The organism is Tsuneonella troitsensis (genome assembly GCF_001441535.1).
Classification (GTDB): domain Bacteria; phylum Pseudomonadota; class Alphaproteobacteria; order Sphingomonadales; family Sphingomonadaceae; genus Tsuneonella; species Tsuneonella troitsensis.
Genome location: NZ_LMAU01000002.1, coordinates 47,248 through 69,725, shown reverse-complemented (window position 1 = coordinate 69,725; position 22,478 = coordinate 47,248). Strand labels below are relative to the sequence as shown.

Annotated in this window: 19 protein-coding genes; 6 read left to right on the top strand and 13 right to left on the bottom strand. The window is 66.6% G+C overall.

Annotation, left to right across the window (positions count from 1 at the left end):
- Nucleotides 1-344 precede the first annotated feature (344 nt).
- Nucleotides 345-3,101, top strand: coding sequence for an Rne/Rng family ribonuclease (locus AR323_RS03890; protein ID WP_057882664.1), 2,757 nt, complete (start codon nt 345-347; stop codon nt 3,099-3,101).
- A gap of 80 nt (nt 3,102-3,181) precedes the next feature.
- On the opposite strand, the gene AR323_RS03885 is transcribed toward AR323_RS03890, so the two are convergent.
- On the bottom strand, nt 3,182-3,922 hold the full coding sequence (locus tag AR323_RS03885) for a class I SAM-dependent methyltransferase (protein ID WP_321164528.1): 741 nt from the start codon (nt 3,920-3,922) through the stop codon (nt 3,182-3,184).
- On the opposite strand from AR323_RS03885, the gene AR323_RS03880 reads away from it, so the two are divergent.
- Nucleotides 3,903-4,691: a nucleotidyltransferase family protein gene (locus AR323_RS03880; RefSeq protein ID WP_057882663.1), complete on the top strand. Its 789-nt coding sequence runs from the start codon at nt 3,903-3,905 to the stop codon at nt 4,689-4,691. The genes AR323_RS03885 and AR323_RS03880 overlap by 20 nt on opposite strands.
- Here AR323_RS03880 and AR323_RS03875 read toward each other — a convergent pair.
- The 3 genes from AR323_RS03875 to AR323_RS03865 are packed head-to-tail and all read right to left on the bottom strand — an operon-like array spanning nt 4,670 to nt 7,727.
- The gene (locus tag AR323_RS03875) at nt 4,670-5,368 is read right to left on the bottom strand and encodes a nucleoside/nucleotide kinase family protein (protein WP_057882662.1); all 699 of its coding nucleotides are present in this window, start codon (nt 5,366-5,368) and stop codon (nt 4,670-4,672) included. The genes AR323_RS03880 and AR323_RS03875 overlap by 22 nt on opposite strands.
- Complete coding sequence (locus AR323_RS03870; protein WP_057882661.1) at nt 5,365-6,138, bottom strand: methyltransferase family protein; 774 nt, start codon at nt 6,136-6,138, stop codon at nt 5,365-5,367. Before AR323_RS03870 ends, AR323_RS03875 begins: the two co-directional genes overlap by 4 nt.
- A gap of 59 nt (nt 6,139-6,197) precedes the next feature.
- Entirely contained in the window at nt 6,198-7,727 is a 1,530-nt protein-coding gene (locus tag AR323_RS03865; RefSeq protein ID WP_057882660.1) for a lipopolysaccharide biosynthesis protein, read from the bottom strand.
- 147 nt (nt 7,728-7,874) lie between these two features.
- Here AR323_RS03865 and AR323_RS03860 point away from each other — a divergent pair, with 147 nt between their 5' ends.
- The 4 genes from AR323_RS03860 to AR323_RS03845 all read left to right on the top strand — a co-directional run bounded on the left by AR323_RS03860 (nt 7,875) and on the right by AR323_RS03845 (nt 11,024).
- Nucleotides 7,875-8,657, top strand: a complete 783-nt coding sequence (locus AR323_RS03860; protein WP_057882659.1) for a succinate dehydrogenase iron-sulfur subunit — start codon at nt 7,875-7,877, stop codon at nt 8,655-8,657.
- A 4-nt stretch (nt 8,658-8,661) separates the two neighbouring features.
- Nucleotides 8,662-9,129 carry a PaaI family thioesterase gene (locus AR323_RS03855; RefSeq protein ID WP_057882658.1) on the top strand — a complete coding sequence of 156 codons (468 nt, stop codon included), beginning with the start codon at nt 8,662-8,664 and terminating at the stop codon, nt 9,127-9,129.
- Entirely contained in the window at nt 9,126-10,241 is a 1,116-nt protein-coding gene (gene zapE, locus AR323_RS03850; protein ID WP_057882657.1) for a cell division protein ZapE, read from the top strand. The genes AR323_RS03855 and zapE overlap by 4 nt, the downstream gene beginning before the upstream one ends.
- 84 nt (nt 10,242-10,325) lie before the next feature.
- Complete coding sequence (locus AR323_RS03845) at nt 10,326-11,024, top strand: pirin family protein (RefSeq protein WP_057883154.1); 699 nt, start codon at nt 10,326-10,328, stop codon at nt 11,022-11,024.
- Nucleotides 11,025-11,034: 10 nt separating this feature from the next.
- Here AR323_RS03845 and AR323_RS03840 read toward each other — a convergent pair whose 3' ends face one another.
- The 9 genes from AR323_RS03840 to AR323_RS03800 are packed head-to-tail and all read right to left on the bottom strand — an operon-like array spanning nt 11,035 to nt 22,465.
- Nucleotides 11,035-12,930, bottom strand: a complete 1,896-nt coding sequence (locus AR323_RS03840) for an XrtA/PEP-CTERM system amidotransferase (RefSeq protein ID WP_057882656.1) — start codon at nt 12,928-12,930, stop codon at nt 11,035-11,037.
- Nucleotides 12,931-12,941: 11 nt separating this feature from the next.
- Nucleotides 12,942-13,934 (bottom strand): exosortase A, encoded by a 993-nt coding sequence (xrtA, locus tag AR323_RS03835; protein ID WP_057882655.1) that lies wholly within the window; start codon nt 13,932-13,934, stop codon nt 12,942-12,944.
- Complete coding sequence (locus AR323_RS03830) at nt 13,924-15,147, bottom strand: TIGR03087 family PEP-CTERM/XrtA system glycosyltransferase (RefSeq protein WP_057882654.1); 1,224 nt, start codon at nt 15,145-15,147, stop codon at nt 13,924-13,926. Before AR323_RS03830 ends, xrtA begins: the two co-directional genes overlap by 11 nt.
- On the bottom strand, nt 15,147-16,205 hold the full coding sequence (locus AR323_RS03825) for a FemAB family XrtA/PEP-CTERM system-associated protein (RefSeq protein ID WP_057882653.1): 1,059 nt from the start codon (nt 16,203-16,205) through the stop codon (nt 15,147-15,149). Before AR323_RS03825 ends, AR323_RS03830 begins: the two co-directional genes overlap by 1 nt.
- Entirely contained in the window at nt 16,202-17,089 is an 888-nt protein-coding gene (locus AR323_RS03820; RefSeq protein WP_057882652.1) for an XrtA system polysaccharide deacetylase, read from the bottom strand. The genes AR323_RS03825 and AR323_RS03820 overlap by 4 nt, the downstream gene beginning before the upstream one ends.
- Nucleotides 17,090-17,102: 13 nt before the next feature.
- Nucleotides 17,103-18,263, bottom strand: a complete 1,161-nt coding sequence (locus AR323_RS03815; RefSeq protein WP_057882651.1) for an XrtA/PEP-CTERM system-associated ATPase — start codon at nt 18,261-18,263, stop codon at nt 17,103-17,105.
- Between the two features lie 30 nt (nt 18,264-18,293).
- A complete protein-coding gene (locus AR323_RS03810) occupies nt 18,294-19,916 on the bottom strand; it encodes a hypothetical protein (RefSeq protein WP_057882650.1) in 1,623 nt (540 codons plus the stop codon).
- 4 nt (nt 19,917-19,920) lie between these two features.
- Nucleotides 19,921-20,949 carry a P-loop NTPase family protein gene (locus tag AR323_RS03805; protein ID WP_057882649.1) on the bottom strand — a complete coding sequence of 343 codons (1,029 nt, stop codon included), beginning with the start codon at nt 20,947-20,949 and terminating at the stop codon, nt 19,921-19,923.
- A gap of 13 nt (nt 20,950-20,962) precedes the next feature.
- Nucleotides 20,963-22,465 carry an XrtA system polysaccharide chain length determinant gene (locus AR323_RS03800; protein ID WP_057882648.1) on the bottom strand — a complete coding sequence of 501 codons (1,503 nt, stop codon included), beginning with the start codon at nt 22,463-22,465 and terminating at the stop codon, nt 20,963-20,965.
- Nucleotides 22,466-22,478 lie beyond the last annotated feature (13 nt).

Here is a 22,478-nt window from a genome sequence, read left to right as displayed (position 1 = left end):
CCTCTCGCGCTTTTTACCGGGCGGGGCCGGATCGGCGTTCATTTTCGCGGGATGCACATCCCGTTCGACGACCAGGTTGACGCAAACGATGAGCCTTTCCCCCCCGCAGATTCCGTTGCCGCCGAAGGGCGGCCTGCGGAACTTGGTGGGCCGGACCGCGCACCCGTTGCGCAGGCACAAGCTTGCAGACACATCCACCCGGCCCGGCGCTTTCCAGCGCCCGGGCCGGTTCGCTTTCGCCTTCGGACGACACTCTTCCGACGGCGCTTCACTAACAGATTGCGTGAGGCCGCCCCGTACCGGTTCAGACCGGCAAGCCGCGGCACGCGCACGGAGAAATTACAATGGCAACGCGCATGCTTATCGATGCGCGCCACCCGGAAGAAACCCGGGTGGCGGTACTGCAGGGTAACCGGATCGAGGAATTCGATTTCGAGTCTGCCGAACACAAGCAGATCAAGGGCAATATCTACCTCGCCAAGGTAACCAGGGTCGAACCGTCGCTACAGGCGGCATTCGTCGACTTCGGCGGCAATCGTCACGGATTCCTGGCCTTCAGCGAGATCCATCCCGATTATTACCAGATCCCGCGCGAGGATCGCGAGCGGCTGCTGGCCGAGGAGGCCGAGGCCGCCGAGGAAGAAGCCAAGCTTCGCGCCGAAGAGGAAGAAGACGGCCACGCCCCGGGCGACGAATACGACGCCGAGGACGAGACCGGCGAGTCCTTCGTCGAAGAGATCGCCGAGGACGGAGTCGAGGAGATCGACACCAGCGACAAGGATCACGTCTCGACGATCGAGGGTGGCCATGTCGAGAACGGCGAAGACGACCTGGACAACGATTCTGACGAAGATGGCAACGACGAAGCGGGCGAGGACGATCGCCGCCGCGGTCGCGGCCGTGGACGCCGTCAGGGCAAGGGCGGCGGTGGCAACCGCAGCCGGGCCAAGCAGGTCGACGAAGTGCGCGCCAAGCGCATGGCGCTGCGCCGCCGCTACAAGATCCAGGACGTCATCCAGCGCCGTCAGGTCCTGCTGGTCCAGGTCGTGAAGGAAGAGCGCGGCAACAAGGGCGCGGCGCTGACGACCTATCTCAGCCTTGCGGGCCGCTATTGCGTGCTCATGCCCAATTCGAGCCACGGCGGCGGCATCAGCCGCAAGATCAGCTCGGCCGCCGATCGCAAGCGCCTGAAGACGATCGTGAGCGACCTGTCGCTTCCCAAGTCGATGGGCCTGATCGTCCGCACCGCGGGCCTCCAGCGGACCAAGCCCGAGATCAAGCGGGACTTCGACTACCTTGCCCGCCTGTGGGACGAAATCCGCGAAAACACCCTGAAATCGGTCGCCCCGGCGCTGATCCATTCCGACAGCAGCCTCATCAAGCGGGCTATCCGCGACATCTACAACAAGGAAATCGAGGAAGTCGTCGTCGAGGGTGAGGCCGGCTACAAGTCAGCCAAGGAGTTCATGAAGCTCCTGATGCCGAGCCATGCGCGCCGGGTGAAAGCCTATTCCGACCCAGTCCCGCTGTTCCAGCGCTACGGCGCCGAGGACCAGCTGCGCGCGATGTACGACCCAGTCGTCCAGCTCAAGAGTGGCGGCTACCTCGTCATCAACCCGACCGAGGCGCTGGTGTCGATCGACATCAACTCCGGCCGCTCCACCAAGGAGCACGGGATCGAGCAGACGGCTCTTGCCACGAACCTCGAGGCGGCGCGCGAGATCGCCCGCCAGCTCCGCTTGCGCGACATGGCGGGTCTCGTCGTCATCGACTTCATCGACATGGAGTACAGCAACAACATCCGGAAGGTCGAAAGGGCCATGAAGGATGCGTTGAAGAACGATCGCGCACGCATCCAGGTCGGGCGGATTTCGGGCTTCGGACTGATGGAGATGAGCCGCCAGCGCCTGCGCACCGGCGTGCTCGAGGCAACCACGCGCGAATGTCCGCACTGTGACGGCACCGGTCTCGTCCGCACCGCCAGTTCTGCCGGCCTCAGCGCGCTGCGCCTGATCGAGGATGAGGCGGCCAAGGGCAAGGGTTCGCAGATATCGCTCTACGCTTCCACCGAAGCCGCGATCTACCTGCTCAACACAAAGCGCGGCGACCTGGCCGAAATCGAGGATCGCTACGGCGTTTCGGTCGAAGTCCTGCCCGAGGGCGAGGACGAGGGTGCCAAGATGCGCGTTGCCAGCAGCGGCCCGCGCCCGACCATGACGCCGAAGTTCGCGCCGATCGTCGAGGAGATCGAAGACGATCCGATCGAAGAGGACGAAGACTTCGAGGAAGAGGACGACGCGGAAGAACGCGCCCCGCGCGAGCGCCGTGACGGCGACGAGGATCGCGGTGGCCGCAAGCGCCGCCGCCGTCGCGGCGGACGCAACCGCCGGGATGAGGGCGAAACAGACGCACCCGTGCGTTCCGAAGAGGCCTCGACCGACGACGACGACGGCGAAGAGGAAGAGCGCGAGCGCGACGCCGGTCGGGATGACCAAAGCGAAGAGGATCGCCCGAAGAAGCGCCGCCGCCGGGGTGGACGTCGCAGGCGCGGTCGCGGCCGCGCCGATGGCGAAAACGGCGGCGAAGCGGGCGAGGAAGGCGATTCTGCCTCGGTCGAGGCTATTGCCGAGACGCTCGACGAGAGTATCTCGGTCGTCGCCGGGCCCGAAGACGTGCCCCAGACGGTCGAGGCCGCTGCAGCCGCACCGAAGAAGCGCACACGGCGCAAGAAGGTGGAGGCCGAGCCCGTCCAGGATGCCGAAGCCGTCGCCGAAACTGCCGCACCGGAACCGGTGGCCGATGAAGCACCCGCAAAGCCGAAGCGCACCCGCAAGAAGAAGGCCGAAACCGAACCCGCCCCTGCTGAAACGGCCGAACCGGCCACCGAAGCCGATGCTCCGGTAGCCGATGCGGTTCCTGCCAAGCCCAAGCGGACGCGCGCAAAGAAGGCGGCCGTCGATGCGCCCGCGAATGCGGATGCCGAAGCTCCAGCGGCGGCAACGTCCGTTGAACCTGCGGCGGCAAACGACGCCAATGGCGACAGCGCCGGCGATACCCGCTCCGGCAAGCGCGGCTGGTGGCAGCGTACCTTCGGGGAATAGGAACGGATGCGCCGCCGACCTCGATGCAAGGCACGGGGTCGGCGGCGATATCCTTCTATCAGTGATACACGCGGGCTGCCTTACGGACCGCTCTTGCGGGCAATCCCCCACTCCATCCAGCCCATGAACCGCGGCGCCTTGGGCAGGTAGCCCTGTCCCAACGGTTCGACCGATAGTCCTGCCGCCCTGAGCGATCCGCCGATGGGACGCGTCAGGTGACACCCGCCGGCAAGCGGCTTCCAGACAGGTTCGATCCGGCGCTGCCAGCGGGCGACACTATCTTCGGGCGCCCTGCCATGTTCGAGAAACAGTAGTTTCCCATCCGGCTTCAGAACGCGGCGCATCTCGGCGATCGCGCGGGTCGGATCATCCACCGAGCACAGGGTGTAGGTGCACACGACCGTGTCGAAGCTCGACGTGGGAAACGGAATGTCCTCGGCAACGCCTTCGCGCAGATCGGCCTGCAAGCCGCGTTCCCCGGCGATCCGCCGCGCTCCTTCCAGCAGTTCCGGGCTCGGATCGATGCCGGAGAAGCTCTTGATACGACCGCGTTCGTAGAAACGCTGGTTCAACCCTCCCCCACAGCCGATCTCCAGCACGCTGCCCTCGGCGAGAGGGATAACGCCGGCACGAAGACGGGAGATCGCTTTCTGGCCGCACGCGCTCGTGACCAGGCGTGGCATGATATTCCGGTCGTACCAGTGCTTCAGCCCCACCCGCCAGTTCCTCCCCGTCGATCCGCGCCCGGCGGCATCGTAGCGCTGGCGAAGGTGGGCGCAATCGGGCAATGCGCGGGCGACCATGCCGGACCCGATCGCCACCCTTGTCCTTGCCGGCTCGCGTCCGGGCTCCGACCCCCTCCTCACCGGAACCGGGTTGCCGAGCAAGGCGCTCCTCCCGATCGCCGGACGGCCCATGCTGGCGCACGTCCTCGCCGCGCTGGAAGCGTCGCCTGAAATCGGCCCGATCACGGTGGTGGCGCAGGATACCGCCCCATTGGCGGGCGATCCCGCCATCGCTGCTGTCGCGCGATCCGTTGAGTGGCGCGACGCGGACGGTTCGATTGCCGACGCGGTTCGATCTGCGCTTTCGGACGGCGACGGACCGCTGTTCGTCACCACGGCCGACAACGTGCTGCTCACCCCCGCGATGATTGCGCAATTCCTTGCCGGTGCCACCGAAAGCGACGTGGCAGTCGGCCTCGTGGAACGCAGACGCGTAGCGGCCGCGGGTCACTCGACGCAGCGCACGTGGCTGCGGTTTCGCGGCGGCGCGTGGTCCGGTGCGAACCTGTTTCGCCTAGGCGGGCCGCAGGTACTGCCGCTCGTCGAATTCTGGCGCGGGCTCGAGCAAAATCGCAAGAAGGGTCGAAAGCTCATCGGCGCGTTCGGTCCCGCGCTGCTTCTGGGCGCGGCGCTTCGCCTGATCGATATCCATGCGTTCGCCGACCGTGTCGCACGTCGTTTCGGACTGCGGGGCACGGTCGTGGCCATGAGCGCTGCGGAGGCGTGCATCGATGCCGACAAGCCTGCGGACTTGCCGGTGATCGAGGGAATCCTGGCGTCCCGTCAGGCGTCGACGAGCGCCTGATCGATGAGTCGGCGCGCAAGCGCGCGCTCTTCCGCATAGTCCATCGTCGCGTCGATCTCGGCGATCGGCGCCCCGCCAAAGGTCAATCGAGGGGTCACTTCGATCTTCCGCTCCACGAGGGCCCGCCCATGCTCGGGTTTGCGGGCCAGCGCGGTGTCGGCATCGATGTTTAGGCGCAGGACGAGCGTCGGCTGGTGTTGAACCATCCGGTGATATAGGCGCGCTTCCCGGGCCGCCAGCCAGCGCACTAAGTGCCCCTCGGCGCGCGCGGCAGAGAGGCCGGGGCCGTCGTAGAAGCCGGCCACTTCCACCTGCGGATAGCGGTCGGTGATGACCACGGTCCCGCTTCGCCGCAGGTCCATCATGGCCTCGAAGCGCGCCGCGCGTTTGCGCGAGAACAAGTAGACGACCAGCGCCGTCAATGTGCCGGGAATCTTGTCTTTCGGATCGCGGGTTCGCCCCGCCCGTTTCTCGATCCGCGCCGCGAACATCGGCCCGACCAGCGGCAAGGTCGCGATCTTGTGCCCGATCGGGCCCGAGCCGAGGCCGAGGTAGACATATTCCGCAGGCCTCTCGTGGGCGATCTCCGCGGCGAGGTCTTTTGCGAGGGTCGTCTTGCCGGACCCGTCGGCTCCGATGATCGCGATCAGCGGCGCAAGCCGCCGGTCGTCGATCATCGCATATCCTTGTAGTACCCGGTCCACGAGCCGATCTCGGTCAGCAGGAACAATCCGGCGACCACTGCCCATGTCTGCAGCACCCACATCCGATCCGTCGACACCGCGCCCAGATCGAAGCCGTAGTACGCAAAGAGGGTACCGGCGATCGAGGTCGCGAGCAGGAACACCTTCTGCCGTTCGCGCCAGATCATGCGCTTCCACCAGAATTTGTACCTTGGCGACACCCAGCCGTGAAAACGGGGGAACAGCGCGGGCACGTCCTTCGCCCAGTCGGCGTGTGCCTGGCCGAACTTGCCGCGCAGGAACTCTTCCTCGTAGATCGACACGCGCTCGTAGATCAGGATCGAAAGCAGCAGTACGATCACGGCGAAGGCCCAGCTACCGCTGAGCATCGCCATGCCCGTGTAGTTGACGATCCGGCCGACGTAGAGTGGATTACGCACCAGCGAATAGGGCCCGGTGGTGTTGAGCTCCGCCGCCTCGGCCGCAGCCTTGACCCGGCCCGACGTTCCCAGCGCCGCCCAACCGCTGGTGAATATGCGGATGACGGCACCCAGAGTTGCCACCGCGATCCCGGCGATGAACCAGGCCCGGTCCGCAGCCTCCGTCGCGAAGGGGCCGAAGTCCCGGAAGACCCACATGATCGCGATGGCGCCCGCGATCGTCGCGTAGATATAGGCGCCGCGAATAACGAAAAGGAATTTGCCGCTACGCGCCAGTTCGTGCTGATACATCGTGCTGTCCGTCTGTCGGGCGGTCGATGCCACCCCTGTTGCGCACGCCCTCTAGCCGTTTTCGCCCACGATGAAAGGGCGCATGCGTGTGACTAGACGAGGCGGAGGGCGCGGCCGAGCTTGCCGAGGGCCTGGCGGTCTTCATAGGGTAAGGCGAAACGGCAAGCGACCCAAGTCGATCCGAGCATCAGCGCGATCGTTAACGGAACCGAAATCAGGTCGGGCAGAAAGTTCGAAAGCCATGCCAGCGCCGCTCCCACCACGGCCACGCCGATCGTTATGGCCAGCGTGCGCCCCGAATGGTCGGAGAATGGCGTCAGCCCTTCGTCGTACCACATCTGAATCACCGGAAGCACCGCGCCGGTGCACAGGCCGGCAGTCACCGCGATTGCCATTCCGGTAAGGCCCCAGTCGGGCAGCAGGAACCACCCGACGATCACCGCTACGATCATCCCGGTATTCGCCGCGACAAGCTGGGCGCGATAGCTCGAAATGACCTGCTGGATCGGCTGCGCGGCCCCCGCCATTGCTTCGACGATCCGCGATCCGACCAGGATCATGACCGCCGGGACCGCAGGATCGGCCTGCTTGCCAAACAGCGACAGGATTGCCGGCGCCGCCGCAGCAAGCACCATTCCAGCTGGCAGCGCTATGGCGACGAGCACCCCGGTCGCGAAACCGTAAATCTTCTGCACCTCTTCCCGCGCACCCCGCGAAAGCGCCGATGCCAGCGGCGAGAGGACGTAGGCGAAGGCAAGCCGAATCGCCTGGATAAGGCTCGAAATCTTGCGGGCGATGGTGAACAGGCCCGCCGCGACCGCCCCCGAGGTGCCCGGCAATATCCAGTTGAGCGCTATCACGCCGCCGTCGCTGTAGAACCGCTGTGACAGGTTGGCCGGCATGATCGCCAGCCCCGCCCGCGCCGTTTCCCAGAAAATCGGCCCGTGCGCCTTGCCGCGGACGAGATCGCCGACGCTGAAATACTTCAGCGACAGGCGGGCTGCGAGGACCGCTGTCAAGGCGAGCGACAGGAGGTGCGCCACGAGCAGGCCCAGAAAGCCCCACCCCAGCAGCCAGAACAGCGTCGCGAAGACCAGCCGGATGATCTGCTCCCAGAACACCCGCAGCCGAATTTCCGGCCCGAACACCCGCTGGGCGCGAAGCGATGAAGTCGCGATCTCGACGAATGCCCAGAGCGGTAGCGCCCATGCGAAGATGCGTATCGCCGACTCCAGCCGGTCCTCGTCCTCCGGGGATGCATTGAACATGTGGGCGACTTCAGGGGCGAAGATCACCGCACCGATCGCGATCGCCAGGCAGGGGGTCACACCGAGTATCAGCGCGGCGCGAAAGGCGTGGGCCTCTTCCCGCCGGGTCGCCGCCTGGGGCACAGTGCGCTGCATCGCGCTCGTCATGCCCAGATCGGCGAAATTCTCGACCAGGTTCACGATACTCCACAGCACCGCATAAAGCCCGAACGAGGCCAGGCCGTACATCAGCACGTAGAGTGGCTGCGCGACCACTTCGATGACGCCGGCAAGCCGGGCGAGCGACGATGTGCCCAGGTCTCGCGCTACCCGGCTGTTGTCTATGTCTTCAGGGGGTTGCGGGGTAGCGGTCATCGGCTGCGGCCCCCTAGTGGCAATTGCCCGCGATGGAAAGCGTGGCGAACGCACGCGACACCTTCATGACATCGCCCTCGCCCCTTGCCCTTGCCCGTCGAGGCGCTAGATGGGGGTCACATTCCCGCTTCAGGACCGCAAGCGACCATGGCAACGTTCACCCTGCCCGCCAATTCGAAGATAACCGGCAAGGGCCGCGCGCATACTGCCGCCGGCGGCACCCGGGTGAAGAAATTCCGCATCTATCGCTTCGATCCCGACAGCGGAGAGAACCCGCGCTACGATACGTTCGAGATCGATCTCGACGATTGCGGACCGATGGTTCTCGACGCGCTGATCAAGATAAAGAACGAGGTCGATCCCACCCTCACCTTCCGCCGCTCGTGCCGCGAGGGCATCTGCGGTTCGTGCTCGATGAACATCGACGGCAAGAACGGCCTGGCCTGCACCACCGCGATCGAGGACCTGAAGGGCGAAGTGCGGATCACGCCGCTTCCCGCGATGCAGGTCATCAAGGACCTCGTTCCCGATTTCACCCATTTCTACGCCCAGTATGCCAGCATCCGTCCGTGGCTGCAGACCGTCAGCCCGACGCCGAGCGGCAAGGAGCGCCTGCAGAGCCCCGAACAGCGCGAAAAGCTCGACGGTCTGTACGAGTGCATACTGTGCGCCTGCTGCTCGACCGCGTGCCCCAGCTACTGGTGGAACAGCGACAAGTTCCTGGGTCCGGCCATCCTGCTCCAGGCCTATCGCTGGCTGGCAGATAGCCGCGACGAGATGACCGGCGAACGGCTCGATGCGCTGGAGGATCCCTTCCGGCTGTATCGTTGCCATACGATCATGAACTGCTCGAACGTCTGCCCCAAGGGCCTCAGCCCGGCGCGGGCGATCGCCGAGATCAAGAAGATGGAAGCCGAGCGGCACATCTGATCCCGTGGCGATCAAGGAAGACGTCTTCGACCACGCGCCCGACCCGGACAATCCAGGCTGGCGACACTGGAACCTCAAGGACCAGTCGCTGTTCAACGGCGCCGTCATGGGCAAGCTCATCACGCGCGTGGATGACGACGGCCGCAGCCGGTTGCGAATGTTTCCCGAGCGCCGTCACGAGAATCTGCAGGGCATCGTCCACGGCGCAGTCACGCTTTCGCTGATCGACATTTCGCTGTTCACGACGATGCACACGATCGGCACCGGCAATGCCGGTCCTTCGGTCACGATCGAACTGTCCACCCAGTTCGTGGGAGGCGGCGATCCGCGCCGTCCGCTGGATGCCGTGTGCGAGATCGTGCGTGAAACCGGCAGCCTGGTCTTCGTGCGCGGAGAAGTCGTGCAGGATGCCGATGCCGTTGCGTCGTTTTCCGGCATCGTCCGCAAGATGAAGCCGCGCCCCGCCCCATGAGCGATCTTCTGGCGCGGTATGAAGCGCTCGTCGCCGCGGGCGAACTACGGGCCGATCCTGACCAGCGAAGCGCCGCCGAGGCGCTGGGGCAACTCGAACAGCAACTGGAAGCGAGCGACGGCTCCGGTTTTCTAGGTAAGCTGTTCGCCCGCAAACCCGCGAGCCCCCGCGGAATATACCTGTGGGGCGGCGTAGGCCGCGGTAAGTCGATGCTGATGGACCTGTTCGTCGATACCCTCGCGATCGCAGAAAAGCGCCGCGTCCATTTCCATGCATTCATGCTGGAAGTCGACCGGATGATCCGAGACGAGCGGGCAAAGGAGGCAGGCGATCCGATCGCTCCTGTGGCCGCGCGCATCGCGCAGGACGTCCGCTGCCTCGCCTTCGACGAGATGGTCGTGACCAACACTGCCGACGCGGCGATCATGGCGCGACTGTTTACCGCACTGATCGTCGATGAAGGCGTGACGGTGGTGACCACCAGCAACCGCCCGCCGCGCGAGCTGTACAAGGACGGCCTCAACCGTTCGCTATTCCTGCCGTTCATCGACCTCATCGAGGACAAGCTCGACGTGATCGCCTTGGACGGGCCCGTCGATTACCGGCTCGACCGACTGGCCGGTATCGCCTCCTGGCACAGTCCCCTGGGAGACGATTCGACCGCGCAGGTGCGCGAGGCATTCTTTCGCTTGACCGATTACAAGCCGGAAGATGCGGCGCACGTCCCCAGCGGCTCGCTGGACCTTGGCGGGGGGCGCACGCTGCACGTCCCGAAAAGCCTCAAGGGCGTGGCGGTTTTCAGCTTCAAGCGCCTGTGCGGAGAGAACCGCGGCGCGGCGGACTACCTCGCGATCGCCCAATCCTATCACACCGTCATCGTCGTCGGCGTGCCCGTGATGGGTCCGGACAACCGCAACGAGGCGATCCGCTTCACCAAGCTCGTCGACGCGCTCTACGAGCACAGGGTCAAGTTGTTCGTCACTGCGGCTGCCGAGCCCGACCGGCTGTATGTCGCCGGCGATGGCGCGTTCGAGTTCGCGCGAACCGTCAGCCGGCTCGAGGAAATGCAGAGCGCGGACTACATGGCAAAGGGGCATGGCGCAGAGGGTTGAACCCTGCTTTCAAGTCCCCACATGATCGACATTCCGGCGGCGATATTCATTCGTTTTCAAGCCCCGCCGATGTGGACCTGTCTCATGATCGACATCCGTCCGCGCGACAGCCTCGCGCATCGTAACCATGGATGGCTCGACACCCGCTTCCACTTCAGCTTCGCCGATTACCACGACCCGGACCGCATGGGCTGGGGCGCGCTGCGCGTGTGGAACGACGATCACATCGCCGGCAAGAGCGGCTTTCCGCCCCACCCCCATCGCGACATGGAAATCGTGACGTTCGTCCATTCGGGCGCGATCAGCCATCAGGATTCTCTGGGCAACCAGGGGCGTACCGTGGCGGGCGACGTCCAGGTGATGAGCGCCGGGACGGGCATCACCCACGCCGAATACAACCTGGAGGACGAGGCGACCACGCTGTTCCAGCTGTGGATCATCCCCGATCGCGCCGGCGAAAAGCCGAGCTGGGGCACGCGGGAGTTTCCGCGGGACGCTCGGTCAGGCGACTGGGTCGTGCTCGCCAGCGGGACGCCCGAGGCCGACGATGCCTTGCCGATCCGCGCCGATGCCAAGGTTCTGGCCGCGACGCTCAAGGCGGGCGAAAAGGCGACGTTCAGCGCCGATCCGTCTCGCCACCAATATCTGGTCGCAGTCGATGGACGCTACCGCGTCAATGGCCGGGAAGCCGCCGCGCGCGACGGGGTCGCCATCACCGGCGAGGCTGCCATCGAGGTAGAAGCGATCGAGGATGCGGAACTCGTCCTCGTCGACAGCCGCTAACGGGTTGCCGCTAACCGATCTTGAGCGCCGTCAGCGATCGGTCGAGCATCAGCAACTGCCATAACAACCGCGAATGGTCGGAGCGCCCCGCAATGTGCGCTTCGGCCATCGCGGCCACCTTGTCGCCATCGAACCACCCGGTTCGCGAGAGCGTCGCGCCGTGCGCGATGCCGCGCGCCTCGCTGGCGAGCGGACCGCGCAGCCAGGCCGCGATCGGAGTGACGAAGCCCTGCTTGGGCCGGTAGAGCACCTCGCGCGGCAGATACCGTTCCATCGCGTGTTTCAGCAGCCACTTGCCCTGCCCGTCGCGGATCCGCAGGCGCTCGGGCAGCGCGGAGGCGAATTCGATCAGCCGGTGATCGAGGAGCGGTTCGCGCGCCTCCAGGCTCACGGCCATGCTGGTGCGGTCGACCTTCGTCAGGATGTCGCCGGGCAGCCAGAACTTGAGGTCCGCGTACTGCGCCCGGTCGAGACCGGAGCGCGCCGGCGCATTGCGCATCATGTCGATCAGCGGCCGTTCGGCCCGATAGTCGCCCAGCTGCCGCCGGAAGTCCGGCGAATAGAGCGCCGCACGCAATTCGGGTGCGGTGACCGCGAGGGCGCGTGCATATCCCTCTTCCCCGCTCGCCGCGAGCGACTGGAACGTCGTCTTCGCGCGTAACACCTGCGGCGCCCAGTCCGCCTTGGGCCAGATCCTGCCCAATGCGCCGAACACCGGTTGGCGTATCGACGAAGGCAGGAGCGACCGTGCGCGTTCTTCCGCGGCATGGAACCGGTGACGGCGATACCCGGCGAACGCCTCGTCCGCCCCGTCGCCCGACAGTGCGACCGTCACGGTCTCGCGTACGAGTTGGCAGACTCGCCATGTCGGCAGTGCGGACGCATCGGCGAAGGGCTCGTCGAACATTGCCGCCAGGTTGCTGATCTGGGAGAAATCGTCGTTGCCGACCTTCCGCTCGCGATGATCGGTGCCGAAACGGGTCGCCACATCGCGCGCGTATCTCGTTTCGTCGAGAGCAGCTTCGTCGAAGCCGATCGAACAGGTCCCCACGCGCTCACGGCTCGATTCCGCCATCAGGGCGACCACGCTCGAGCTGTCGACTCCGCCGGAAAGGAATGCACCCAGCGGCACGTCGGCTACCATCCGACTCGTGACCGCCTCGCGCAGGTGGAACAGCAGTTCGGCCTCGAGATCGGCCGCGCTTTCGCGGCGGCGCTCGGTGAACGAGACGTCCCACCAGCGCACCGGAGCCGACGCGGGCTGATCGTGCCGCAGCAGCCGGTAATGGCCCGCAGGCAGCTTCTCCACGCCCTTCAGCATCGACCGGTGATCGGGAACGTAGCCCCAAGCGAGGTAATCCTCGATCGCCAGCGGATCGATCTCGCGCCGCAGCAGCGGGTGCGCCAACAGGCCCTTCAATTCGGAGGCGAACGCGAGGCTGCCGTCGCTCAGCATCGCGGTGAACAGCGGCTTCACGCCCAGCCTGTCGCGCGCGAGGAACAGCGTGCGCTGGGTCAGGTCGTAGAGCGCGAAAGCGAACATGCCATGCAGGCGCGAAAGGCAGTCCGGCCCCCACTTCTGCCATGCGGCGAGGATCGTCTCGCTATCGCCGTCGGTGCGGAACCTGGCGCCTGCGTTTTCCAGCTCACGCCGTAGCTCTCGGAAGTTGTAGATCTCGCCATTGAAGACGAGCATCGCGCGGCCGTCGAACGAAGCCATCGGCTGCGGCGATCCGGCAAGGTCGATGATCGACAGGCGTCGATGGCCGAGCGCCACCCCGGGCGCGGTCCATATCCCTCCGCCGTCCGGCCCGCGATGGACGAGCGCGTCGGTCATCGCATTCACCCGCGCCGGATCGACCGGCTTGGGCGTGCCGCAATGGAATATTCCCGCAATCCCGCACATCGGCGGTCCGCCTAGACCAGCAGGCCGGGGACGGCAAAGGCGATCGCGCCGAGGGCGACGACCAGCAGACCGGTGGCAGGCGCTAAGTCGAGCTTTTCAAACCGCACGAGTGGATGCGCGGCAACCTGGGCTACGGACAGGCCAGCCTCGGCCGGTTCGCGGTCGAAATGTCGCCAGGCGAGGCCCAGAACAACCACGATCACGACCGCGAAGAACACCCAGCCGTAGACGATATGATCGAAGCCCCCCGCCCGCTCGGCTCCGACCCACTGCGCGACGTAGATCGTGCCCCATGCGCGGACGCCATTGGCAAGGATGGAAACGAGAGCCCCGCCGATCACCAACAGTATGCGCGGCCACCAGCGGCTGAATCCCGTCCATGCCGCGAGCGTCGCCAGCGCGACCATCGCGATCAGGAACTTCACCCCCGAGCATTCCTCCGCGACGACGAAGCGGCCGCCGGGGGTGTCGATATAGAGCCCGTCGATCACCGCCGGCACGCCGGAAAAGTGGGTCAGTGCGATCGCCATCTGCGCCGTGAGGTGCTGGAGCGCGGGGACGATTTCGTCTCCGAAGGGGACGAGGAAAGCCGCATAGGCGAGCGGGAACGCGAGGATCAGCGCGGCCCTCAAGCCGAGGAACGCCGCGACCGCTCCCTGCAGCGCCACGACCGCGCCGGCTTGCGCCATCAGGTTCACGTCCGCCGCACGCCCTGCCAGGCAGAGGAGCATCCCCGCCCCGATCCACGCCAGTCCGGGCCCCCACACCGAGGGCACGACTTTTGTCAGCTCGTCGCGGCGCAGCCAGACGAGCCAGCCGAGAATGAAGGGCACCAGCAGGACGTGATTGTAGGCGTCGATGTTCCACCACTGGTGCGCCATCGCCCGCCACTCCGGCGCGGTGAGCACGACCAGGAGCAGCACGACCGCGCACAGGCGCACCAAGGCGGCACTCCAGGGGGTCGAGGCGCCCGACCGGGGAGCAAATGCAGCGTTACGCGGCATCGCGCTCGGCCCTTGCGAGTGAGACGAGTCCGGACAGCGGCGCGAGCGCGGCAGCCCAGCTCTTTTCCGCAACGGTAAAGCGGCGGGCCACTGCGGCCATCGCCAGGGCCCTGGAGCCGTCTGCGATCAGATTTGTGATTGTCTCGGCCAGAGCGCGGTCGCCGTCAGCGATCGCAAAGTGCAACCCGTCGACGCCTCCGAAACCGGTCGCGGCTTCCGGCGTCAGGACGACGGGCCGCGCCATGGCCATGGCTTCGAGGACCTTGTTCTGAACCCCACGCGCAATGGCCAGCGGCGCAAGGACGATGTCCGCTCCAGCCAGGAACGGGCGAACGTCGGGCACCTCACCCCAGACGCGGGTACCCTGCACGCCATCGAGCGCGCAAACTTCGGCGGCCGGAGCGCGGCCGACGATGTGGAAGCTGGCTTGCGGGTGCCGGGCACGAACGAGCGGCATGATCGCGCGCGCTCCCCGAAGCGCAGCTGTGATGTTGGGCGGATAGTCCATCTGCCCCGTGAACACGATGTGCGGTCCGGCTTCTCCAGCGAGCGCGGGGTGCGGCTCGCTCGCATTCGGATCGAAGAACGCGGTGTCGATCCCGTTGCCGACTGCAAGGATGGTGGCACCGAAATCGCCGATCCGGTCGCGCAGCAAGGCGGCCTCGTTCTCGCTGACGAGCAGCGTCGCGTCGGCACGCGTGGCAAGCCGGGCCTCCTCGATCGCGAGCAGTCGCCCTTCGCGGGCATCGATCCAGCCACGCGGACCGGTTCGTTCCTTCGCGTATGCCTCGAACTTGGCGGAATCGACGTCGCACAGGTCGATGACCACACGGCCCGGGAAGTCAGCCGGAACATATTGCCCCATCTGGCCGGAGAACACGAAGATGGTGTCGATCGGCCGTTCGGCGAGCGTCCTGGCGATCCACGCGTGCAATTCGTGGCTGTCGAAGGCGGCGAGGCTGACCGGCCTGCCGGACCTGAGCGCCTGCAATCCCGCCCGTACGAGGTTGCTGGGGCGCCGTGCAAGGCAATGGCTGGCAGCGACCTCGGCCAGCAAGGGCTCGGCGGCGAAATCGGCTCCGGTCTCGCCCAGCGTCGCGACATGCACCGGCCCCAATGCCGCAATCGCCTTCAGCAGGTGATGCGAGCGGATCTTGTCGCCCCGATTTGGGGGAAACGGAATCCGGTGCGCGATGAAAAGGGTCTCGCCCATCACGCCAGCCCGCGCGCGATGACCGGCCCAAGCCGGTTGGCGAGCCCCAACGGCATCCGCTTCCACAGCGCGATCTTCGCAGCGTGGGCCGCGCTGTTCGGATCGACGTCACGAGCCGAAGCGCCGCAAGCCGTCCAGGTTGCGTAGGCCAGCGGCTGCGGTTCGAAACCCCAGTTCTTCTTGTAGGCGAAGGCGCCGCTGCCCGTCTTCGAGCGGCCGAAATCGAACGTGTGGCAACCACGCGCACGGGCATGGCGCATCAGCTCGAAATACATCCGCTCGTTCGCACGGGTCGCGCGCGCCGCGAAGGTGCCACCGCCCCAATAGGGCATGACCGCGTCCTCATGGTACAGGCTGAGGACGCTGGCTACCGGTTCGCCCGCGAGGCGCAGGGTCAGGATATCCGCGTCGAGCGTATCGAGCACGGCATCGAACAGGCTGCGCGGAAAGACCGGGGTGCCCAGATTGCGGACGCTCTCGGCATAAACGGCGTGATGCGCCGCCCTGTCCCGTTCGCCGCTGCCGACTTCGATCGTGAAATCGCGCTCCAGCCCCTTGCGGACCTCGGCGCGCTGCTTGCGCGGAATGGCGAGAAGCTGGCTTTCGTCGTCCGCGGCAAGCGGCGCCAGGAAACCGGCATGGCTGTCCGTGCGCACCGCCCAGTCGGCAGGCGCATCGCCGCCGCGAAGTTCGACCGAGGCGCACGATCGCCGGGCCGCGAGTTCGGTCGCCGCGCGGCACAGATCGACGGCGGTCGAACCGTCGACGCAAAGCGGCCCGCCGCCGACCGCGAATCCGCTCGACACCAGTGCCCGCGGGAATAGCGGCGAGTGCACTTCGGTCAGCGGCAACCACCCGGTCACCGAACCGTGCCTGATGACAGCCAGGCCGACAGCACGCTGGCCGGTTCCGCGCTCGACCGCGTGCAGCCACGCTGGTCGATGAAACGGCGTGCCGCCCATTTCCGCGACGAATCCCTCGATCCGGCTCACCTCGTTGGGATCGCGCAGATCGGCCAGCGCGATCGCTAGTCCCGGCAAGGCGAACGGCGCGTTCATGCCGCAAGGCTCGACGCGCGCGCAGCCTCACGATGGGCGATCACGTCCATCCGGCCCCACGCGAATTCGCCGACCAGCGCGCGCAGCTTGTCCGCCATCTGATCGAGTCCGGTGTAGTGCCGAAGCCTCGACCGCATCGGCGCACCTGCCACGCGGGGCTGCTGCGGATCGATTTCCCAAGGGTGGAAATAGAACACCGCCGGGCGCTGCTCCACGCGGTTCACTTGGCGGATCGCCCATCGGCTGAAGGCGTATGGCAACACGCGGAAGAAGCCGCCGCCGCCCGCCGCTACCCGCCGCCCGCCGAGCATCGCCGTGGTGACGGGGATTTCGACCAGCGGGCTATGCGGCAGCGGGTGGAAGGCGAAGCGCGGCGCCTCCCGCCAGCCGTAGTGATCGTGCGCAACCGGAGCGACCGAAGAGCTGTAGGCATAGCCCTGCTCCGCTAGTTCGAGATAGGCCCACGGCGTGCGCTGGTCGATCGAGAAGCTCGGCGCGCGGTAGCCGGTGACCGCCGCGCCCGACACATCCTGCAACACCTCGCGCGCCTTCGCGATGTCCGCGGCGAAGCTCGCCCGGTCGAGCGTGTGGACGCGCGCGTGGTCCCAACCGTGGCTGGCAATCTCGTGGCCCGCATCGGCGATGCGGCGCATGAGCAAGGGGTTGCGCTGCGCCACCCAGCCCAGCGTGAAGAAGGTCGCCTTCGCATCGGCTTCAGCGAACAGGTCGAGGATACGCAGGACATTGTCCGACACGCGCAACGGAAGCCGGTCCCATGTGTCCCGCGCGATCGTGTTCTCGAACGCGCCGACCTGGAACCAGTCTTCGACGTCGACGGACAGGCCGTTGACGATCGGGCGGTGCGGGACGGTCAGGACCGCCATGGCGGCAGTCTCCTCATGCCGCGACGCGCGGCGCTTCTTCCTCGAACCATTCGATCAGCAGCGTCAGCACGTGGCGAACCGCCTGGTCCTGCTCGTCGATGCGCGCTTCGAGCGATGCGATGCGATCGGTCCAGATGCCAGCCTCGGCAGGAACCGCCGGGCGCGCGTCGCGCAGTTCGGCAACCGCCTGGCGCAACGCGGCGATCTGCGCGTCCCGTTCGACCAGCAGCGCCTCGACTGCGCCAGGTGCGGCAGCGCTGGAAGAGACGGTCGGTGCAGATGCGAAAGCGTGCTTGATCGGCCCTGGCGCAGGCACGGCATCGACCGGCGCGACCTTGCGCGCGGGCGCCACGGCGGACGTGCTTTCGCTTTCCATTTCGCGGCGGACCGAGGCCAGCATCAGAGCGTCGATCCGCGTGCGCTGTTCCACCGCGCCCAGAAGCAGAAGCCGGCTCATCATCTGGTTGATCCGGCGCGGAATGCCCCCGGTGGCCTCATGAAGCTGGGCGAACACCCGCTGGTCGAACGCCGGGTTGCCCTGCCAGCCCACGCATTGCAGGCGGTGGGTGACGTAAGGCGCGATCTCCGACGCTTCCATCGCTTCGAGGTGGTGCGCGGCGATCACGCGTTGACGGAGCTGTTCGAGTTGTTCGTGTTCGGCCAGCACCTGCTTGAACTCGGGCTGGCCCAGCAGCAGCGTCTGCAGCAACGGGTGCGCGCCGAGCTGGAAGTTCGACAGCATCCGCAGTTCCTCGAGCGCCTCGACGCTGAGGTTTTGCGATTCGTCGACCACCAGCAGGCAGCGGCGGCCCGCCCGCGCTTCGTCCTGCAGGAACGCCTCGATCGCGCCCAGCGTGGCAGCCTTGTCGCGACCTTCGACCTCGATCCCGAAAGCCTGCGCGGCGACGTGTATCATCTCCTCACCGTCGAGGTTGCTGGTCACGATCTGGCCGACGGTCAGTTCGCGCGGATCGACCTTGCGCATCAGGTGCGCGACCAGCGTGGACTTGCCCGCGCCGACCTCGCCGGTGATGACGATGAAGCCTTCGCCCTGGGCAAGGCCGTAACCGAGATAGCTCAGCGCCTTGCGATGCGTCCCGCTCTCGAAATAGAAATTCGGATCGGGCGTCAGCTGGAAAGGCCGAGCGGTGAGACCGTAGAAATCGTCGAACATCGTCTGTCTCTCAGTTTTCCGTTCCGGACGTCAAAAATCGTACCGGAGGCCCAGCAGGGCTGCGGCGGTCGAAAGGTCGCGCCCGGCATCGCTGTCGAGGCGGTCGAGGCTGACTGCGGCGTTGGCCGAGAGGCCTTCGAGGAGGTAGCGGCGATAGGCGGCGGCAGCGCCCATCACGGTCGCGTCTCCGGCGCCGGCGAACCCGCTCTTGAGCCACTGGACACGGGAATTGACGCTGAAGGAATCGCGTGGGCCGAGTTGGCCGCTGAGGTAACTCGCCAGCCAATAACTTTCGTCGACGATTCCGTTCGCCGCGGCCAGCACGGTGCCGGGCGCGCCGATGAATGTGCGCCGGTCGTAGCCTGCGCCGAACCCGCCGCTCATCCGGCCGATCTGCCGCGAATAGCTGAGCGAGACGCCGCGCCCGCGAAACACCGACGAGCGTACCGAACCGAGCACGCCGGTCAGGCAGTTGCCGCCCTCCACGCTGCTGACGCACTCGTCGAGATCGCCGGTCACCGGATTGCGGATCGCGGCGAAATCGGTCGGCAGCGAAGCCAGCGCGTTGGTCAACTGCCCGCCGAACCCCGTGATCCCGTCATAGACCGACAGGTTCACCGAACTGCGGCTGTCGGGTGCCCATGCGAAGCTGCCGTAATAGGTCGTCGAATCGTACCGGCGGCCGATGTGCGCCTCTGCAGCCGTGCGGCGCGACGGACGCCAGACCACGCCGACGTCCCAGATCAGGCCCGATACGTCGTAAGCGATGCGTCGCGGACCGCTTTCGTCGGTGACGAACCGGCCATCCGCACGGATCACGGGATTGCCGGCCGCATCGCGCAGGGCATCGCGGTTCGAAATCTCGACGTCTTCGTATCCGACGCCTCCGACCAGCGCGAGGCTCGGGCCGAGCGGCACGGTCACGTCGCCGCGCACGTGCATGTCGCGCACGCGGCTATCGAGGTTCGAGGTGTCTTCCTGGTAGATTCCGCCGCCGATCCCGACGCCGACCGGCAAAGGTGCGCCCGGCCTGAGACCGACGTGTGCGCCTGCCCGCTGGACCACGCTTTCGTCGAACAGGTCGACGCGGGCGGCACCCGGCGCGTTGCTGATCGCATCCGGCGCTTCGGCCCGGGTGTACCCGATGCGGTAATTCGCGTTCACTTCCGCATCGCCCACACTCGTGTGGACATTGGGCCCGGCATAGACGGAATAGATCCGACTTTCGGACTGGTCCTGGCGGGGAGCCGTCAGGGTGGCACCGCCGTTGCCGTCGACACGGGTGCGGGTGGCGAGTGCGCCGGCCTCGACCGTCAATGCGCGCGGGACGATGCTGGCATAGCCGCGGGCAATGCCGCTGAGACTGGAACTGTCGGATACCGCATCGTCGTAGCCGATTGTGCGTTCGTAGCGGATCGATGCCGAACCGCCGTTGTTGCGCCCCTGCACGCTGACGTCCACGCCCGTAGCCACCTGCGTATAGGTCACCACGTCGTCGCCGGGAGAGATCTCCGCGGCGAGAACCTGGTTCGCTTCGATGTAGGGCGCCACGACCACGGCCTTGCGGCGGTCGCCGCGGCCGGAATCCTGGGCGTGCGCGGGAACCGCAAGCGATGCCGAGGCGCCGGCCAGAAGGATGGCAAGTCGGATCACGCCGCTATGCCTTTTGACCGTAATAGGTGCCGAAGGTCCGGCCGCTGGGACTGAAGTGGGCAGCGTTGAGAAGGAGCTTGATGTCGGGACACGCACCCAGAAGCTGCACCGCATCCTCCAGCGCGCTCCGACCGGTCCGATCGGCGCGGGCAACCAGCAGAGTCTGGCCGACATGCTTGGCGAGTTCGGCGGCAGGCGATGCCGCAAGTGCAGGGGGACTGTCCAACACGACCATGCGCCCCGGCGCGCCGCGCGTGAGCCGGTCCAGCACTTCGGCCGTGCGGGCGCTGGCCAGGTATTCGCTGTCCTTGGTCGTCTGCCGGCCTGCAGGGAGCACGAACAAGCCCGGAATATCGGTGGCCATCACCAGATCCTCGACCCGGATCGAAGGGTCCGACAGTGCGTCGAGGAACCCCGGTCCAGGCGGCAGCCCCAAAGAAGTCAGGACCGAAGGCTTTGCGATGTCTGCATCGACGAGAAGCACCTCGCCGTCGCGCTCACCCGCCATCGCGATCGCCAGGTTCACCGCGCAGAAGGTCTTTCCTTCGCCGGAATGCGGTGAGGATACGAGAACCCTGCGCGAGGCGGCATCTCCGGCGGCCTGTGCCGCGGCGATGAGCTGGCGTTTGACGATGCGGAATTCCTCGAGCAGCGCGGTCGCGCCTGCCTCGGGCACGATGAGGCCGCGTTCGGCCAGGTGATCGCGGCTGATCGAGTGGCCCTTGCTGCGGTCCAGACGCACGCCGGGTTCGATGACGTCGGGGGCCACTACGACCCGCGGGCGGGTCGCCACCGGAAGCGATGTGTCGGTTGGCGCGGAGGTTTCCGCCACTGCGGCAGCGTCTGCCCGGTTCAGGGGCTTTGCCCGCTTCATCGGCGGCTGATCGAGCCGCACAGGCACCTGCGCGGGCCGGAACGGATCCAGCCCGAAGGCCCCGCTGGCTCGCTCGAGCAGCGAACTTTCGCGCGGAACCTCTGCGCTGGCTTCGCCGCCGGGCTGGCCGGGAAGCGGAATCTTGCTCTGATCGGTCATCCTGCCCGCCCCCTCACGCGATCATGCCGCGCTGGACGAATTCGATCCCCAGCAGGAGCACACACATCCCGGCGAGCGCCCCGCTGCCGGCGTAGAACAGCTTCATCCGCTTCGCCCGCAATGCCCTGCCGCTTTCGGTCAGGGTTTCGGAAATCGTACCGAGCACCGGCAGGTCGAGCGCGCGCTCAAGCCCGGCCGCGGTCGCGAAGGTCGAGCGCAACTGCGTCAGCGCGAACACCGTTCCGATGCCTGCCGCTACGCCCGCCATCAAAACGCCGATCAGGAGCAGCGGACGGTTGGGCGATGCCGGAAGGCGCGGCGTGGTCGGGGGATCGACGACGTTGAACTTGAAGCTCGACCGCTCGCTTTCGACCTGCCCGCGCAGACGCATTTCCTCCCGGTTCTGCAGAAGTTCGTCGTATTTCCGCTTGAGCACTTCGTAGTCGCGGCTGATCCGGTTGGCCTCTGCCGAGACAGCCGGCTCGCTCGCCTGATCGGCCATCGCGCCGGAGATTTCGGACTGCAGTGCAGCCTTGCGGGCGAGGAGTGCCTGTACGTTCGCCTCGCGCTCCGCCTTGATCGATACCAGTGAGCTGTAAGCCGGGTTCGGGGTGCCTGCGATCGCGCCGCCGCCACTGCGTTGCAGCAGCGCGATCTGGCGCTTCAGCGCCACGATATCGGGGTGGCTGTCGGTGAGGCCGCGTGCCTGCAGTCCGGCAAGCTGGCCCTGGGCCTGGCCCAGTGCGCTACCGTCGCCGTTACCGCCGGCGAGCGTGCGCGGCGTGCCGGCGAGCTGACCGCTGATCGCCGCAAGCGCGCTCTGCGCCGCGGCAAGATCGGCCTCGACCCCGCGCAGTTCCTGGCGTGTGCCCGACAGGCGGCCCGCGATGGCAATCGAGCCGCCCACGAGTTCGGGGTTCTCGGCCTCGAAGATCGACAGCTTGGCTTCGGCCGCTTCCAGTTCCGCCTTTCGCTGGTCGAGCTGCTGGTCGAGGAAGACCACCGTGTCGGCTACCTCTCCGCGATTTCCGGCGATGTTCTCCTCGCGGAAAATGTCGATCAGCTTCTGGACGACGGTTTGCGCCATCCGGGCGTTCTCCGCATCGGACAGGTGGCGCTCGCCGACATGGGCGGTGATCGTGAACAGATTGTCCTCGATGCTTTCGACCTTCACGTCTTCGGCGAGCTTGGCGACGGCGCGTTCCATTTCGCGCTGGCTGGCGATCTGCCGACCCAGGTCCGTCCCGCGAATGACCTTTTCGAGGTTCACCGCGCCCGCCAGCGTCTTCTTGACCCGCTGGATTTCATCCTCGCCGCCGTTGGCGATCTTGAGCTGGTCGGACAACACATCGTCGAGCTGGACGTAAATGCGCGCCTTGGATTCATACGAGTTCGGGATGAGCGCCACGGCGATCCAGCCCAGCAGGCAGACGCCCCACGCCACGCCCAGGACCAGCCGGCGCCGGGCCCAGGCGGTGTGCGCGGCGGCGCGCAGTTCCTCGAAAACCTCGTTCATGCCGGGGCGACCT